A 17,674-nucleotide genomic window follows, 5' to 3' on the forward strand; every position below is an offset into this window, starting at 1 on the left:
CTTACTCATCCGGCAGCAACTTCCACCGTGGTTCGTCGGCAGGCATTGCGACGAGCGGTTGCACCACGGAAAGCGTGATCTCATTGGAGGAGACACGCTGCCCATCCTTATCTTCCACCACGGCCGTAAGCCGCCATGTATTTTTCGCCCCTTCCGAATCATCCCATGCAGGCATGATCACACTCCAGCCATCGCTGCTGTTGCCGTTTACCGGTGAGGTCAGGCTGAGCGCCTGGGTATCACCCAGCCAGTGGATCTGCCGGATACCGTGCGTGCTGCGAATTTGCAGCTTCAGCATCACCGTTTCGCCTGGCTTAAGATCCCACGGCGGCGTGGCCAGATATACCGAGAGGGTTTTGCGCTGACGGAATTCCATCACGGGCAGATTATCGCGATCGGGTGAATCATAGCGGCTCCCCCGCAGCGATCGCGTCGCCGCCACTTCCCCGGCGGAAAGCTGTTTCGCCAGCGGCACGCCAAAACGATAGTTGAGCTTCAGCCCGAGGTTATTCTGGCTAACGCCGCTCTCCCCCTGCTTATGGGCAGCCGTCAGGGTGACCAGCGGTACGGGGGTATAGTTCAGCCCCAGGTTGACCGCAACCGGGTTGTGATACCCCGTACCGCTGTTAAATAGATCGACGTTATCGCCAAAATACTGTTCAAAGCTGACGCTGGTGTTCAGGTGGTGAAACCAGGGAAGCCAGGCTTTGGCCGTTACGTCGTATCCGCGCGCCATGCGCTGCTCGCGGATGTCGGAACGCGGCTGCCAGCCAGCGAACGGCTGGTAGTAATTGGCCGACAGGCGCAGGTTTTCACCCCACGCCTCTGCGCCCAGCCCGGCACGTTGCAGGTTGTCTTCCAGCAGGTTGTCGTAAAAAGTGTTGTAGCCCAGCAGCCAGTTTCCGGCAACCCAGCGCTGACCTGCCCCGACGTTACTCACCAGCCCGTCTGTCTGCTGCGTCAGCCCAAGCTGGCTCCAGCTCAGATAGCGGGTGTTGTCGTTCCAGGGGATAAACCAGCTTCCGCTGCTGCCGTTAAAGTTGCCGTCGTCATCCACCAGCACATTGACGTTGGCGTTTCCCCAGGGTGAAAGCCAGGATTCAATCTGCTCGTTGACTTCCCCGCTCACGGCATCCCGCACCTTGCCAAACGCGAACTGTCGCGCCTGCTGCCCGGCCGTCAGGCCGTTATCGGTCATACTGGCTTCACCGAAGGCCTTAGCCATTTCAGCCAGATGCTTTTCGCCTTCGCTGGTCGGTTGCGCCATGCCGAGATCCGGCAGACTATCGCCGTTGTTATCAAACGGATTTTGCGCCTGCTGCACGAAGGATTTCGGCGCACCATGAACGGCTCCAGCCGTAAAAAGGGGGAGTAACAGCAAAAAACGGATGCGGGACGATACAGCCTTCAACGTCGTCAATCAGAACCTGTGTTTATGAACAAACACTTATTATGTTAACGCCATAAGCCCTGAAAACCAGTCTTAAGAGAAATTTCAGGAATATCCTGAAAAGATTTGTCGGGTGGCGGCTTCCCCTTACCCGACCTACAAATTCGTACCGGTGCGAAGCCGCCACCCGACGCCCTTTCACTATTATCCCAACAGCGCTTTCAGCTCCGGCACGCAGGAACCACAGTTCGTGCCGCAGCGCAGCTTCACGCCCAGCGCTGGGGCAGAATCACAGCCTCCGGCTATTGCCTTACGTATCGTATTTTCACCCACGCTGAAGCAGCTACAGATAATTCGCCCGGGATCGGCATCTTCGTCCGGCCGTTGCCCGTGCAGCAGCGCATGGCGTTCAGCAAGTTGGACGGGCGCAGCAGCAAAGGCTTCTTCAATAAACGCATGCGCCAGCGCCGGCAGCGTATGGCCCTCCCAGTAGCCCAGCATCAGCTCACCGTGATGCCAGGCGAGCACGCTGCTGCGTTCTCCCGTCTGTGCCACCTGTAACTGCCAGCCCCGACCGCTGGCGTACGCCATGATCCACGACAGCAACGGCTGCTCCCCCGCCACCGTCAGACGTGAGGCTTTACGCCACCAGCAGACCGACGGCGGCAGCGCTGGCAGCTCGCGGGCATACAGTTCACCCTGCCAGGCGGGTAGCCAGGGCATGATCCTCACCGCGGTTTGTTTACTCTCCGGCTGGCCGGAACCGGCATCAATCCGCCCTTCCACCAGCGCGTTGACCTTACCCTGCCGGGCAAATTGCGCGTTCCAGTGCATCGGCGCAAACAGCTCGCCTGCACGCTGCGCGGTGGAGATACGTACTTTGGCAACCATCACTCCGCGCGGGGAACTTACCCGCGCCAGCTGGCCGTCAGTCAGCCCGGCGCGCGCCGCATCGGTTGCGTTCATCTCAACAAAAGGCTCATCGATATGCTGCATCAGGCGCGGAACATACCCCGTGCGCGTCATGGTGTGCCACTGATCGCGGATCCGCCCGGTGTTCAGTATCAAGGGGTACAATTCGTCGACGCTGGCCCCATGCGGGGAGGGGTCAACCGGAACAAGCGTTCGTTGCGGGAACTCACCGGCATGCCACTGATACGGCGCCAGCGCGTCCCACGCCTCTCGCGTCAGCGACGCCAGTTCGCGCAGGTTTAGCGCCCGTTCGCCGTTATTTTCAAACGCCGTCAGCGCCGCATGTTCACAAAATATCTCCTGAGGGTGTTCCCAGGCGAAGGCATCGCCATAACCGAGCTGCTCTGCGATCCGGGCGATGATCCACCAGTCCGGTCTGGCCTCGCCCGGCGCAGGCAGAAAGGCGCGCTGGCGGGAGATACGGCGTTCAGAATTGGTCACCGTGCCGTTTTTCTCGCCCCAGCCCAGGGCGGGAAAACGGATATGGGCAAACCGGCTGGTGTCCGTCTCCTGCATCACCTCAGATACCATGACCAGCGGGCAGGCCGCCAGCGCCTGGCACACCGCGTGGCTGTCGGGAAGTGACACGGCAGGGTTGGTACCCATGATCCACACCGCCTTCACCTCGCCGCGGGCAATAGCGTCAAACAGTTCCACCGCCATCAGGCCCGGGGTCTGCGCCAGCCGTTCCGTTCCCCAGAAACGCGCCACGCGCGAGAGATCGTCCGGCTCGAAGTTCATGTGCGCCGCCAGCTGGTTCGCCAGTCCCCCCACTTCCCGCCCGCCCATGGCATTTGGCTGTCCGGTCAGCGAAAACGGGCCGCAGCCCGGACGGTTGAACTTCCCGCTGGCAAGATGCACGTTAATGATGGCGTTACACTTGTCGCTGCCGCTGGAGGACTGGTTGATCCCCATGGTGTAGAGCGTGATCGCGCGTGGCGCGGTGACAAACCAGTCGTAGAAGGTGCCAATCTCGTCTGAAGGCAGATCGCAAAACGCCGCCACGCGAGGGATCGGCCACTCGCCGCGCCCCTGGATCAGATTGAGCAACCCCACAAACAGCCCGGCGTCGCTGCCGGGTCTGAGCGCGAGGTGGAGATCGGCGATATCGCAGGTGGCGGTTTTACGCGGATCGATCACGGCCACTTTCATCTGCGGATTGTTGTGTTTTGCCTGCACCAGCCGCTGATACAGCACCGGATGCGTCCAGGCCGCGTTCGAGCCAACGAGTACCACCAGATCGCTGTTTTCCACGTCCTCGTAGCTGCACGGCACCACGTCTTCACCGAAGGCGCGTTTGTAGCCCACCACCGCCGACGACATGCACAGCCGCGAGTTGGTATCAATGTTCGCCGCCCCGATAAAGCCTTTCATCAGCTTGTTGGCGGCATAGTAATCCTCGGTCAACAGCTGGCCGGAGGCATAAAACGCCACCGCCTGCGGCCCCCATTCGTTGATGATGTTCCGCAGCCGCTCGCCCGCTTCGCCCAGCGCCTGCGGCCATGCCACCTCCCGGCCATCGACAACCGGGCGCAGCAGGCGTCCCTGTAGCCCCGTGGTTTCCCCGAGGGCAGATCCTTTTACGCACAGACGACCGAAATTCGCCGGATGAGTTTCATCCCCCCGTATGCTCACCTTTTCACCATCTGCGCTGGCGACCACGCCGCAGCCCACCCCGCAGTAAGGGCACGTTGTCCGGGTTTCCGTCATGAGGCCTCCGCACGCATCACCAGCTCTTCATTTCCAACCCACACCTTGCCGTTTTCAATTTTTACCGGCCAGGCACGCACCGCAGGCGCCCCGCTCTCAGCCTGACACCCGTCGCGCAGACGAATACGTTGCTTGTAGAGCGGCGAGATCACCACCGGTTCCCCCGCCGCATCGCCGAGGATGCCGCGTGACAGCACGTTCGCTCGGCTGCCCGGCTCCCGATCGTCGAGGGCATAAACGGTTTTGCCAAAGCGGAACAGTGCAATCGGTTTGCGCCCAAGATGCGCGCCAATGCCCGCCTGCTCGGGGATCTCGTCGATATTACAAATTTCCTGCCAGCGCTTGCTTTCATCCGACGGCGCGACGTTCACCGCGGTGCGGAACAGCGCCAGGCGGTCAGGATCGTTAAGGGTGGTTTGCCATTCGCACTGGTAGGTCTCCACCACCCGGGCCATCTCCTGCTCCAGCTCGTGGGCGATCCCCAGGCTGTCGTTAAGGATCACCTCGCGCAGATAGTCGAGGCCGCCTTCCAGGTTATCCATCCAGGTACTGGTGCGTTGCAGACGATCTGCCGTGCGAATGTAGAACATCAGGAAACGGTCAACGGTGCGGATCAGCGTTTCATCGTCCAGATCGCTGGCGAAGAGATCCGCGTGGCGCGGCTTCATCCCGCCGTTGCCGCACAGATAGAGGTTCCAGCCTTTGTCCGTGGCAATCACCCCTACGTCTTTACTCTGCGCCTCTGCGCACTCACGGGTACAGCCGGAGACCGCCATTTTGATTTTGTGCGGCGCGCGCAGCCCCTTGTAGCGGTGCTCCAGCCTGACCGCGAGGCCGGTGGAATCCTGCACGCCGTAGCGGCACCAGGTCGACCCGACGCATGATTTCACCGTGCGCAGGGATTTCCCGTAAGCATGTCCGGTCTCAAACCCGGCCTCCACCAGCGCCTGCCAGATTTCCGGCAACTGTTCTAGCGTGGCGCCAAACAGGTCAATACGCTGCCCGCCGGTAATTTTGCTGTAAAGGCTATAGCGTTTCGCGATCTGGCCGATGGCGATCAGCCCGTCGGCGGTCACTTCACCCGCAGGCATCCGCGGGACGATGGAGTAGGTTCCGTCCTTCTGAATATTGGCGAAATAGCGGTCGTTGGTGTCCTGCAACGGCAGATGCGCCGGTTTCAGCAGATACTCGTTCCAGCAGGAAGCCAATACCGATCCCACCAGCGGCTTACAGATCTCGCACCCGTGTCCCTGACCGTAGCGGCTGATAAGCTGGTCGAAGGTGCGGATATGGTTGACGCGCACCAGGTGGTAAATCTCCTGACGCGAGTACGGGAAGTGTTCGCAGATATCCTTTTTCACCTCCACGCCCTGCTCTGCAAGCTGGAACTCCATCACCTGCTTCACCAGCGCGCTACAGCCTCCGCAGCCGGTCGCGGCTTTGGTGCACTGCTTAATGGCGCCGATATCCGTTGCACCCGCGCTTACCGCCTGGCAGATTTCCCCTTTGCTGACGTTATGACACGAACAGATCTGCGCGCTTTCCGGCAGGGCCGCCACGCCGAGCGCTTTCGGCGCGCTGCCTGACAACGCGGGTAAGATCAGTGTTTCCGGCTCTTTTGGCAGGCTGATGCCGTTGAGCATCATCTGCACCAGCGTGGCGTATTCGCTGGCGTCACCCACCAGCACGCCACCGAGCAGGGTTTTGCTGTCGTGGCTGACCACAATTTTTTTGTAGATTTGCTGCGGCCCGTGCGTCCACTGGTAGCTCAGCGCGCCCGGCGTGCGCCCGTGGGCATCGCCAAACGACGCCACATCCACCCCCAGCAACTTGAGTTTGGTACTCATATCTGCGCCGGTGAAGCGCTTCTCCTCACCCGCCAGCACAGCGGCGGCCACGCGCGCCATCTGGTAGCCCGGTGCCACCAGGCCAAAGATTTTCCCCTCCCACAGCGCGCATTCCCCGATGGCAAGCACGTCCTGATCGGAGGTCCGGCAGCCGTCGTCAATACAGATCCCGCCGCGCTCGCCGACAGCCAGCCCGCTGCTGCGCGCCAGCGCATCCTGCGGCCGAATACCAGCAGAGAAGACCACCATGTCCGTTTCCAGCTGTTCACCATCGGCAAAGCGCAGCACCAGCCCGTCGTCTGCGGTGGCAATCTCCGTCGTCGATTTACTGGTGTGCACCCCTACGCCCAGCGCCTCAATTTTCTTGCGCAGCATTGCCGCGCCGTCGCTGTCGAGCTGCACCGCCATCAGATTTGGCGCAAACTCCACCACGTGAGTTTCCAGCCCGAGCTGCTTAAGCGCATTTGCCGCCTCCAGCCCCAGCAGGCCGCCGCCGATCACCACGCCGCGGCGAGAGCCTGCCGCATGGGCCGCAATGTTGTCCAGATCGTCGAGGGTGCGGTAGACAAAACAACCCGGCAGATCGTTGCCCGGAACGGGTGGTACGAACGGGTACGAGCCGGTCGCCAGCACCAGCTTGTCCCAGTGAGTCTCATGGCCACTGGCGGTACGCACTACGTGTGCATCACGATCGATAGCGACGATCTGCTGCGAGAGGCGCAGCTCAATGCCGTTATCGGCAAAGAACTCCCCCGCCACCAGCGAGAGCGACGCCGCGCTGCGTCCGCCAAAATATTCCGACAGATGCACGCGGTCATAGGCCGCATAGCGCTCTTCGCCAAAAACAATAATCTGATATTGCTGATGCAAATTGCGGTTAACGCAGTCTTCGAGGAAATGATGGCCGACCATACCGTGCCCAACCACCACCAGAGTAGGTTTTGTCATAGCATTCTGTCCTGCAACCTGCGGTTGCGTTGTGAAACGATCGAACAGCCAGTCCGCGTGGGCGGGCGCAGCCGTTGCCAGTAAATCGGTAAAGGTTGCCGCGCTGCGGCAGTCGCCCATCAGCAGCACGCCAGCCAGCGCCCCCTGATGGATCAGTAAACGTCGATAGTGACGGGTCAGCGGATCCCATGAACTCCAGACCACATCCTCCGCCTGCGCCGTCGCGCGTCCGAGGCTGAACAGCTCCAGCCCGGTCACCTTAAGGCGCACACCGTTGTCGACAAGGGTAAACGGCGCGGTGACCTCCCCGGCCAGCCGCGCGGCAAGAATATCCGCCTGCGCCAGACAGGGGGCGACCAGACCAAACGTCTGGCCGTCAATTTCGCAGCACTCGCCGATGGCGTAGATATCCGGCACGGAGGTTTGCATCTGCTGATCCACCACGATGCCGCGCGCGCAGCGAATGCCGCTGGCTTTTGCCAGCACAACGTTGGGCTGCACGCCCGTGGTCAGCACCACGCGCGTGGCGGCGATGCGGCGTCCGTCGGGCAACGTCACGGCATCGTCAGCGATGGCGGTGATGCCGGAGGCGAGTTCACAGCGTACGCCCCGCGCCGCCAGCGCCTCTTCCAGCAACAGCCCCGCCTGCTGATCCAGCTGCTGTTCCATTAGCCACGGACCGCGATGCACGAGCGTGACGTTGTCACCGTGTCGCGCCAGCGCTGCCGCGGCCTCCACGCCGAGTACGCCGCCGCCCAGCACTACCGCCGGACCGGAGATATTCTGGATGGCGCGGGTCTCTGCCAGGGTGCGAAAGGTAAACACATGCGGCGCATCGCCGCCGGGGATCGGCGGCACGACAGGGGTAGACCCGGTGGCAAACACCAGCGCATCCCAGCCCAGCGAGCGAGCAAAGGTATGCACTTCACGCGCGTTAACGTCTACTGCGAGCGCCGTTTCTCCTCGCAGCACCGTTACGCCTCGTGCCGTGTACCAGTCTTCATCGTGCAGACAGATGTGCTCTTCCTGCTTTTCACCACCCAGCACCGGTGAAAGCTGGATGCGGTTGTACGCCTGCTCAGGCTCGTCACCGATGACGGTGACAGCGAAACGACCGGGAACACGCCCGGTGAGCGACGCAATCAGCCGGGCTGCCGCCATACCATTACCGATAATGACCAGTCGCATCGTGCCCCCTCATTACGCCGCTTTCGGCTGTTTTTCGTAGAGGAAATGGAGGATCTGCTGGCGCATGTGGTGATAGCGGCTGTCGTCCGCCAGCTGCACCCTGTTGCGCGGGCGCGGCAGATCGACGCGCAGGATCTCACCCACGGTGGCCGCCGGGCCGTTGGTCATCATCAGTACGCGGTCAGAGAGCAGTACCGCCTCGTCCACGTCGTGGGTAATGAGCACGATGGTGGTGTTCAGCGCCTGCTGGATCTGCATCACCGAGTCCTGAAGATGGGCGCGCGTCAGCGCATCGAGCGCGCCAAACGGCTCATCCATCAGCAGCACTTTCGGCTTCATTGCCAGCGCCCGGGCAAGCCCGACGCGCTGCTTCATACCGCCGGAGATCTCCCCGGGGCGCTTATGCAGCGCGTGGCCCATCTGCACCCGGTCGAGGTTGTGTTCAATCCACGCTTTGCGCTCGGCCTTACTCATGGTGTGACGGAAGACCTGATCCACCGCCAGCGCCACGTTGTCGAAGCAGGTCAGCCACGGCAGCAGCGAATGGTTCTGGAACACCACCGCGCGCTCGGGCCCCGGCCCGGCGATTTCGCGGTTGTCGCAAATCAGCCCGCCTTCCGTCGGCAGAGCGATCCCGGCGATCAGGTTTAACAGCGTCGATTTGCCGCAGCCGGAGTGACCAATCAGGCTGACGGTTTCGCCCTCGTGGATATCAAAAGAGACGTTTTGCAGCGCCAGAAACTCGCCGCTGGCGGTGGAAAAACGCTGGCTCACGGCCTGGACCTGAATTAACGGTTTCATCTTCACTCCTTATTTTTCCTGCCAGCTAAAGCGACGGGCGATCAGCATCAGCCCCTGCTCCAGCAGCAACCCGACCACGCCAATGATGACGATGGCGATGAGAATGTTTTCGACGTTGAGGTTGTTCCACTCATTCCAGATCCAGAAGCCAATGCCTAAACCTCCGGTGAGCATCTCGGCGGCGACAATCACCAGCCAGGCAATGCCAATGGAGAGACGAACCCCGGTGAGCACCGCAGGCAGCACGGCGGGGAAAAGAATGCGGCGCATGATGGTCCACTCTGAGAGTTGCAGCACCCGGGCCACGTTGAGGTAGTCCTGCGGAATACGGCGTACCCCTTCAGCGGTGTTGATCACCATCGGCCAGATGGAGCAGATAAAAATGGTCCAGCTCGATGCAGGCTCCGCTTTCTGGAACAGCAGCAGGCCGATAGGCAGCCAGGCCAGCGGGCTGACCGGACGCAGGAGCGCGATCAGCGGGTTGAACATGCGGGAGAAAAAGGTGAAGCGGCCAATCAAAAAGCCCAGCGGAATGCCCGCCAGTGCCGCCAGACCAAAGCCGATGGCGACGCGCTGCAACGACGCCAGCACGTTCCAGCCAATGCCCATATCGTTTGGCCCGTCGCGATAAAACGGATCGGCAAACAGGGTCATGGCCGAATCAAGCGTGCTGAGCGGCGTCGGAAAGCCTTTACTGTTTATCGCCGCCAGCTGCCAGAGCAGCACCAGCAGGCCGAGACCGAGCAGCGCCGGGATGACGCGCTGTAAAAAGTCATTCATCCGGCGCGCAAAGGCGGGCGTGCGGCGGCGAACCTGTAGCGGAGGCAGGACAATCACTTCCCCGCTCTCTGACGTCTCTTGTGGTTTTGTATTTTGCAGATGCTGCATACTCAGGCCCCTTTACGGTGAATGGCGAAGCGGTTGGCGTACCCTTCCGGATCGGTGCCGTTCCAGACGGTGCCGTCCATCAGGGTGCTGCTGCGATACGGTGATGACGGTGTGGACATGCCGCCCACGGCGGTCGCGGCATCCTGCCAGACCGCGGTCTGGTTAATGCGCTGTGCAATGCCCGCGTAATCCGGCGCGGCGTTGAGCAAGCCCCAGCGGCGGAACTGGGTTAAGAACCACATCCCGTCGGAGAGATACGGGTAGCTCACGGCACCCTCGTTGAAGAAACGGATCGGGTGTGCATCCTGCCAGCGCTGACCGACGCCGTTGTCGTACTCGCCGAGCATGCGTCCGGTGAGATACTGTTCCTTGCAGTTGAGCCAGGCGCGGCGCGAGAGGATCTGCGCGGTTTCGCGTTTGTTTTCCGCTGACGCCTCGATCCAGCGCGCGGCTTCCATCACCGCGCTCACCAGCGCCCGTGCGGTGTGCGGATTTTTCGCCACCCAGTCGCGTCGGGTGCCGAGGATCTTTTCCGGGTGATCAGCCCAGATGGACTGCGACGTGGCGGCGGTAAACCCGATGCGGTCGTTAATCGCCCGCGCGTTCCACGGCTCGCCAACGCAAAACCCGACCATGTTGCCAATGCGCATGTTCATCACCATCTGCGGCGGCGGCACCACCACGGTGCGCACGTCGTCAAACGGGTTAATCCCCGCGCTGGCCAGCCAGTAGTAGAGCCACATGGCGTGCGTTCCCGTCGGGAAGGTATGCGCGAAGGTGTAGGTTCCCGGCGCCTGCTGCGCAATCAGCTTTTTCAGTCCGTCGAGGTCACGAACGCCCTTCTCCGCCAGATCGCTGGAGAGCGTAATGGCTTGTCCGTTCTGGTTGAGGGTCATCAGGTTCGCCATCTGCTGCGGCTTGCCCGCGATACCCAGCTCCAGACCGTACAGCAGGCCGTAAAGAATGTGCGCAGCGTCCAGCTCGCCCGCCACCAGCTTGTCGCGCACCGCCGCCCAGCTCGCCTCTTTGGTCGGTACAATGGTAATGCCGTGTTTTTTATCGAACCCTTTCAGGGCCGCGATAACCACGGGCGCGCAGTCGGTCAGGGGGATAAACCCGATACGCACGGTATCCTGCTCCGGCTTATCTGACCCCGCCGCCCATGCGGCCTGCATGACACCCGGCAACAGCATCGCACCACTCGCCAGCATGCTGGCCTGCAATAACCGCCGTCTCGACAAATCCGCCATAATTGCTCCTGAAAAAAGGCAAAAAAAAGCGCCCGACGGTGCTGAAGCACCGCTGGACGCCTTTATCCCGAAGACGCATGCACCGCCGTTGGCGCATCGTCGAAAATGGTTAATCTGTTAATGCAAAGGTAATGCCAGCTTTTCATCCCCGGCGTTACGGGGTTTCTGCAAGAGGAGCGCTGTTTTACGCACCCCAATCAGGCATAAAATGCCCACTGACTGTGCAACTACTCCCCAGGGGGTACCTTCCACAGATTTTTCACCGTAAGCAGCGCACGGGCGATATCTACCATGCGTTGGTTTTTATCCATCGCCATTTTGCGCAGGGCGGTCCACGCCTGCTCCTCGCTCATGTTCTGGTGCGTCATCAGCACGCTTTTGGCTTTGTCGATGGTCTTACGCTCCTCCAGCGTGTCGCGCAGGGAAGCAAGTTGACGGGAGAGTTGCTCAATTTCACGCGCCTGCTGGCGCACCAGCGACAGCAGCGGTCTGTCAGGAAATCGCGCCAGGATATCGTCGTGCTCATCGCCTGCGTGCAGGTTTTCGCTATAGCGACGCTCCTCAACTGCCGTCATCAGATCGGCAATTGCCACCTCCTCCAGCGTGCGCAGGTGCTCAAGGCGCGCGGTTTGCAGGGCAAACCATTTGAGGGCGGTATCGCCGTTATCTGCCGGAGGCTGGCGGGTGCACGCTTCACGCCTGAGTTTTTCAGTCTCCAGACCCGGCTGGCAGTTGAGGATAAACGTCTCCTGCACGTCTGGAGTGCAATGGGAGATAAAAACCTCAAAGCAGGCCTGCTGGCCATCAATGCGATCCACCAGCCGCTGGCGGGTTTCATCGTCAAAGAATCCCTGGGTGAAACCAATAGCCCCCAGCGCCCGCTCTTGTCCCACAAGTTCTTTGCCCTGCATCAGGCTGTAAAGGGCCACAAATCGGCCCGCGATGTGCGGATCGTCAATGCTGTCGCTGAGTTGAGGTACGATACTGAGCAAATGACGCAGTATGCGGCTGTAGTGTTCCATCGCTTGCGGCGCGGTGACGCGTTGACCTGTAACGCCATCACGCAGCACCGTTAGCGTCTCAAGGCAGTGCAGTGCGCTGGCAATGCGTTCGCAGAGGGCGCTGCCCGGCAGCGGTTCGTTAAACTGAAGGTGCAATGCGGCAAGGTTTTCATCCACCAGGGCCCTGCTGGCCTTGCATTCAGGCGCGTACAATTTGCCCTGAGAGCAGAGCCAGACATTTGACGCACCGCGCTCGCACTGTAGCATATGCACCAGACGACTGATGCCGTTCACCAGTGCGCCCAGCTGCGCCAGTCTGCCGAGCTGTTCCTCGCGCAACATTCTCGCACGCTGGAACCATTCGGTTGCGCCAGGGGAACTGCCAGCCACTATCGTCATCGTTTCTCTCCCCGATACGTATTCTTCGGTACGAGAAGCAATATTCGTGCCTTTTCAAAGAACAGGAGTCAACATGCAGAAGATTGTGATCGTCGCCAACGGTGCGGCCTACGGCAGTGAATCCCTTTTTAACAGCCTGCGCCTGGCAATCGCGCTGCGCGATAAGGAGAGTGAGCTGGAGCTGCGCCTCTTTTTGATGTCCGACGCCGTCACGGCCGGGCTGAAGGGGCAGAAACCGGCAGAAGGCTACAATATTCAACAAATGCTGGAGATCCTGACCGCGCAAAACGTTCCGGTCAAACTGTGCAAAACCTGTACCGACGGGCGCGGCATTACCGGGCTGCCGCTGATTGATGGCGTGGAAATTGGCACGCTGCTGGAGCTGGCTGAATGGACGCTTTCCGCCGATAAAGTATTAACTTTTTAATAATAACCCGCCAAAAATATTATTTTCTTATGGACGCGGTTTCAGCATCAAGTTTACCTGCGCCGTTGCCGATAGGCATGGAAACAACACAGCAGGTATTACACTTATGTTCAGATCCATTCGCGCCCGCATCATTGCCGCGACGACAGGCTGTCTGGTCGTCGCCCTTCTTCTTAATACCATTATTAACTTTCAGGTCACGCGCCAGGATAACCAGCAGTCGCAGCGCGATATTCTGACCAGCACCAGCGCCAGCCACAACATGGCGATTGCCGACTGGGTAAACAGCAAAATGACCGTCATCACCTCGGCGCAGCCAGTCGCGCTCAGCGACGATCCGGTTCCGGTGTTTAAACAGCTTGCGCTGGCGGGTGGATTCACCAACGTCTACGTGGGTTATGCCAGCAAAACGGCTAAATTTTCTGACCCAACCGGGGTACCCGCTGATTACGATCCCACCCTTCGCCCGTGGTATCAGCAGGCCGTCAGCGCTGATGGTCCGGTAGTGACTGCACCCTATGTGGACGCGGGCACCGGGAAACTGGTGGTGACGTTCGCGGTACCCGTTAAAGAGCAAGGCGCCCTGAAAGCGGTGGTGGCGGGCGATGTGGCGATGGACAGCGTGGTGGCTAACGTGCGCGGTATTCACCCGACTCCGGCCAGCAGCGGACTGCTTCTGGACAGCAACGGCACCGTTATTGCCGGCAGCGATCCTGCGCTGACGCTTAAGCCTTTTACGGAGACGATCAAAGGGACCGATTTTGCCACCCTGAAAAGCGGCAACCTGGTTGACGGAACGTTTAACGGACGCGAAAAAACGTTCCTGGCCACCGCCGTACCGGGGACGCACTGGCTGCTGGTTGTGGCGCTCGATAACGGCGATGCCACCGCCGGGATGCGGTCATTGCTTAAAGCATCTGCACTGTCTCTGGCGATCCTCGCCCTGCTGAGCGGTGCCCTCATGCATCTCCTGATTGCCCGCCTGCTTAAGCGGCTGTCCGGTATCCGTGACGCGATGAACAGCATTGCCAACGGTACTAACGATCTGTCGCAGCGTCTGCCGGATAAGGGGGGCGATGAAGTGGCGCAAATCGCGCAGGCGTTTAACGCCTTCAGCGATAAGCTTTCTGTGGTGATGGTCCAGCTGCGTGATGCCAGCGCCTCAGTAAAAAACGCCGCGCATGAGATCGCGGCGGGTAATCAGGATCTTTCCGGGCGTACCGAGCAGGCGGCATCAAGCCTTCGCGAAACCGCCAGCGCCGTGGAAGAGATCACGGCCTCCGTCACGCAGTCAAACGAGTCGGCAGCAGAAGCGAATGAACAGGCGAGCAAGGCCTCTGCCGCCGCATCCCGTGGAGGCGACGTCGTCGCTCAGGCCATCAGCACCATGCAGTCCATCGAACTGGCTTCCGCGAAAATCGGCGATATCACCAGCGTCATTGACGGCATCGCCTTCCAGACCAATATCCTGGCGCTTAACGCCTCGGTGGAAGCGGCGCGTGCCGGGGAACAAGGCCGTGGGTTCGCGGTCGTTGCGGGGGAAGTACGTAACCTGGCCAGCCGCAGCGCTCAGGCAGCGAAAGAGATCAAATCCCTTATTGACTCCACTACCGAAAGCGTTGCTACCGGCTCCCGGTTTGTGCACCTTGCGGGCGACAGCATGGATGAGATCCGCGCCAGCGTCGGGAGCGTGTCTGGCATTATGCGTGAAATATCCATTGCCACCCGGGAGCAGATGAAAGGGATCCATGAGATTAACCACGCGGTGACTCACCTGGATCGCATGGTGCAGCAGAACGCCGAGCTTGTTGTACAGTCTGCTGCGGCGGCCTGCGCGCTGCAAAGCCAGGCGGGCGACCTTGCTGAGACCGCTGGCCATTTCCGCATATAATTTTTCCCGGGCGCGCGTTAAGCAGGGTAAACGCGCGTCCGCTGAAAGGTTTCAGGGATTTTGTCATTTTTGTTTAATCGTTGCGCCATTTTTTGATCGAAATCAGCATCCCACCCCTGCCCCTTTGGTGTTATGCAATGAGTAAATTGTGAACAACATCACGCTCGGGATGGGCAAAAACGACGGGGTATAAAATGGCACGAGTTAAAACGAGTCTGAAACTGTTTGGCGGGGATACGGTAGTGGTGCGTTGCTCAGAGCGTTGTCGCATCCATCTGATGAGTACAAAAGGACAGAAGCAATCGCAGGCAGATATCCTTACCGTCCAGGACGATAAGGCCTGGCTGACAGTGCCTTACACCGGCACCTGGGATGTGCTGATCGACAGCCACAGCCAGTCGCTCGAACATTCCGTAAGTTACGTGGCGGCTTAACCGTAAACGCCCGGCCAGCCGGGCGTATTATCAGGCAAAACCCGGCCGCAGCGTATTGCTGAGCGGGTTCCCTTCCAGCAGCGCTTTCACCTTCACCACCAGCTCACTCAGACAGTCGTCCTGCATACCGAGACGCGTCAGCTCCTGATCGAGCGAGAAAAGGTACTGGGCGTTAGTGCCCAGCGGTCCACTGGCGGCGGCAATCAGCGGGGCAATCACCTGGGTTCGGGTGTCGGCTTCATACAGCGGATGGCGCGGATCCATAATGAACACCAGCGCGTTGACGGTGCGCCCGTCATCCAGTTCCAGCTTGCACCAGCTGGGCATATAGCAGCCGGTGATCATCTCGCGCTTCCACAGCAGCGTCAGCTCATCTTCCAGCGTGGTATCCGGCAGCCGGTATGCCACGCCCGTGGTGCGCCCGCCCTCTTTTAGTGCAAGCATGCGTCCTGGCTGGCACGCGCTGCCGCGTCCGGCGGTCAGGCGCAAACAAAAGGCGCGGTGCCAGCCTGGCAGCGTTCCGGTTGCTGATTCAACAAATTCGAGCGCCGGGTTCCACATCAGCGAGCCGTAACCAAAAATCCAGACCGGGCCATCATCCGGGCGGCAGGCCAGCGTTGCCGCAAGCGACGCCGCACGTTGTTCAGCCGACCACAGAAGCGATTCCTCAATAGCACCAAATGCCGTCTTACAATCTGCCTTCATCAAGAAATCACGCGTTAACACATTCCACCTCCGCCACTGCATGCTTCCTTGCGACATCTTTAATGCGCCTTCCCGGCATTCTGTGCTGTTCATTTTAACAGCAGTTGAGCAACGATAAGCAATTCGCGGGCCAGATGCAATACAGCGGCAGGTCAACCGCCTGAAATGTCAAAATGGAGGCAGCGTGTTATTTGGCGGCTATTTCTTTTTGTGCCATTTATCATCGTCCCCTTTCTCATAGTCATTTTTCACGGCGGCCCAGGCCACCTTATGCGCCGTCTCTTCACGGCTGGCATCGTCCCGGCGATCTTCTTTATCTTTGTACTGATCCCAGGCGCTGTTAAAGGCTTCTTTGTAGATATCCTGGGCGTGGGCAGGCAATACGTTTTGCACGTTATCCGGTAATTCGCTTTTCGATTTGTATGGCATCGTTAACCTCTCTTTTGGCTAAAAGATAAGTGTGGACGACGATACGCCAGTGTGCCACTCGACAGGTATAAGTAAACAATTTAAAAATACAACGCATTGTTATTAAACAATTATTTTATGGAGATAAGTCATTATAAGCCTCAGGCATAAAAATTATCACAAAGGGTAAAATTAAGTAAAAAATACAGGGTATTTAACAAATTTCTGTTAAATTAATACCCTCAAAATCTATCTATAATTACAAGCACCTGCACTGTTGGAGAAACACATGACAGCAACACACGAGGCGGTAAAAACCCGCCACAAGGAGACCTCTCTCATTTTCCCGGTTCTGGCACTGGCTGTGCTGCTCTTCTGGGGAAGCAGTCAGTCATTGCCAGTGGTTGTGGGGATCAATATTCTGGCTCTGGTGGGTATTTTAACCAGTGCATTTAGCGTGGTACGCCATGCGGATGTTTTAGCCCACCGTCTTGGAGAGCCGTATGGTTCATTAATTTTAAGCCTTTCGGTGGTGATTCTTGAGGTCAGTCTCATTTCCGCATTAATGGCCACCGGCGACGCCGCGCCAACGCTAATGCGCGATACGCTCTACTCCATCATTATGATTGTTACCGGCGGCCTGGTCGGTTTTTCGCTTTTATTAGGTGGTCGCAAATTTGCCACCCAGTACATGAACCTCTTTGGCATTAAACAGTACCTGATCGCCCTGTTCCCGCTGGCGATTATTGTGCTGGTGTTCCCGATGGCGCTGCCGGGTGCAAATTTCACCACCGGCCAGGCGCTGCTGGTGGCGCTGATTTCCGCGGCGATGTACGGCGTGTTCCTGCTGATCCAGACCAAAACGCACCAGAGCCTGTTTGTTTACGAGCATGAAGACGACGGCGACGACGATGACCCGCATCACGGTAAGCCGTCGGCGCACAGCAGCGCGTGGCATACGGTTTGGCTGATCGTGCATCTGATTGCCGTTATTGCGGTCACCAAGATGAACGCGAACCCGCTGGAGGCGCTGTTAACTGAACTGAACGCGCCGGTCGCCTTTACCGGTTTCCTGGTGGCCCTGTTGATCCTGTCGCCAGAAGGTCTGGGAGCGCTGAAAGCGGTGCTCAATAATCAGGTGCAGCGGGCGATGAATCTGTTCTTCGGCTCCGTTCTGGCGACCATCTCTCTTACCGTTCCGGTGGTGACGCTGATTGCCTTTATGACGGGGAATGAATTGCAGTTTGCGCTGGGTGCGCCAGAGATGATTGTGATGGTGGCATCCTTGCTGCTGTGCCAGATTTCCTTCTCCACCGGCCGCACCAATGTGCTGAACGGCGCGGCGCATATGGCGCTGTTTATTGCGTATCTGATGACGATATTTGCGTAGCCTTTTTGCCCAGCGGCGCTTCGCT

At 59.4% G+C, this 17,674-nt stretch carries 13 protein-coding genes; 4 read left to right on the forward strand and 9 right to left on the reverse strand.

The annotated features are described in order from the left end of the window. Nucleotide 1 precedes the first annotated feature (1 nt). The 7 genes from L379_RS10560 to nasR form a co-directional block, all read right to left on the reverse strand. Nucleotides 2-1,420, reverse strand: coding sequence for a YchO/YchP family invasin (locus L379_RS10560; RefSeq protein ID WP_032653847.1), 1,419 nt, complete (start codon nt 1,418-1,420; stop codon nt 2-4). Nucleotides 1,421-1,594: 174 nt separating this feature from the next. Continuing rightward, the gene (locus L379_RS10555) at nt 1,595-4,072 is read right to left on the reverse strand and encodes a nitrate reductase (protein WP_032653850.1); all 2,478 of its coding nucleotides are present in this window, start codon (nt 4,070-4,072) and stop codon (nt 1,595-1,597) included. Continuing rightward, on the reverse strand, nt 4,069-8,055 hold the full coding sequence (gene nirB, locus L379_RS0124085; protein WP_074174269.1) for a nitrite reductase large subunit NirB: 3,987 nt from the start codon (nt 8,053-8,055) through the stop codon (nt 4,069-4,071). The genes L379_RS10555 and nirB overlap by 4 nt, the downstream gene beginning before the upstream one ends. Nucleotides 8,056-8,067: 12 nt before the next feature. Then, nucleotides 8,068-8,856: an ABC transporter ATP-binding protein gene (locus tag L379_RS10550; protein WP_032653852.1), complete on the reverse strand. Its 789-nt coding sequence runs from the start codon at nt 8,854-8,856 to the stop codon at nt 8,068-8,070. Nucleotides 8,857-8,865: 9 nt separating this feature from the next. Next, complete coding sequence (gene ntrB, locus L379_RS10545; RefSeq protein WP_032653855.1) at nt 8,866-9,744, reverse strand: nitrate ABC transporter permease; 879 nt, start codon at nt 9,742-9,744, stop codon at nt 8,866-8,868. Nucleotides 9,745-9,746: 2 nt separating this feature from the next. Further along, entirely contained in the window at nt 9,747-10,994 is a 1,248-nt protein-coding gene (locus L379_RS10540; RefSeq protein ID WP_023296759.1) for a CmpA/NrtA family ABC transporter substrate-binding protein, read from the reverse strand. A gap of 227 nt (nt 10,995-11,221) precedes the next feature. Beyond that, nucleotides 11,222-12,394 carry a nitrate regulatory protein NasR gene (nasR, locus tag L379_RS10535; protein ID WP_032653858.1) on the reverse strand — a complete coding sequence of 391 codons (1,173 nt, stop codon included), beginning with the start codon at nt 12,392-12,394 and terminating at the stop codon, nt 11,222-11,224. Nucleotides 12,395-12,467: 73 nt separating this feature from the next. On the opposite strand from nasR, the gene L379_RS10530 reads away from it, so the two are divergent. From L379_RS10530 to L379_RS10520, 3 genes are all read left to right on the forward strand, one after another. Beyond that, a complete protein-coding gene (locus L379_RS10530) occupies nt 12,468-12,821 on the forward strand; it encodes a DsrE/DsrF/TusD sulfur relay family protein (RefSeq protein WP_032653861.1) in 354 nt (117 codons plus the stop codon). A 106-nt stretch (nt 12,822-12,927) separates the two neighbouring features. Next, nucleotides 12,928-14,712 (forward strand): methyl-accepting chemotaxis protein, encoded by a 1,785-nt coding sequence (locus tag L379_RS10525; protein WP_032653863.1) that lies wholly within the window; start codon nt 12,928-12,930, stop codon nt 14,710-14,712. 194 nt (nt 14,713-14,906) lie between these two features. After that, complete coding sequence (locus L379_RS10520) at nt 14,907-15,146, forward strand: hypothetical protein (RefSeq protein ID WP_015570352.1); 240 nt, start codon at nt 14,907-14,909, stop codon at nt 15,144-15,146. A gap of 30 nt (nt 15,147-15,176) precedes the next feature. Here the strand turns inward: L379_RS10520 and L379_RS10515 are convergent, their stop codons facing one another. Then, nucleotides 15,177-15,872 carry a gamma-glutamylcyclotransferase gene (locus L379_RS10515; protein ID WP_017384255.1) on the reverse strand — a complete coding sequence of 232 codons (696 nt, stop codon included), beginning with the start codon at nt 15,870-15,872 and terminating at the stop codon, nt 15,177-15,179. A gap of 177 nt (nt 15,873-16,049) precedes the next feature. Next, nucleotides 16,050-16,280: a putative cation transport regulator ChaB gene (chaB, locus tag L379_RS10510; protein WP_003856674.1), complete on the reverse strand. Its 231-nt coding sequence runs from the start codon at nt 16,278-16,280 to the stop codon at nt 16,050-16,052. A 268-nt stretch (nt 16,281-16,548) separates the two neighbouring features. Between chaB and chaA the strand changes: the two genes are divergently transcribed. Continuing rightward, nucleotides 16,549-17,649 (forward strand): sodium-potassium/proton antiporter ChaA, encoded by a 1,101-nt coding sequence (gene chaA / locus L379_RS10505; RefSeq protein WP_003856672.1) that lies wholly within the window; start codon nt 16,549-16,551, stop codon nt 17,647-17,649. The last annotated feature ends 25 nt before the right edge of the window (nt 17,650-17,674 follow it).

Origin of the sequence: Enterobacter sp. MGH 33 (genome assembly GCF_000534535.1) — a bacterium.
Taxonomy (GTDB): domain Bacteria; phylum Pseudomonadota; class Gammaproteobacteria; order Enterobacterales; family Enterobacteriaceae; genus Enterobacter; species Enterobacter hormaechei_C.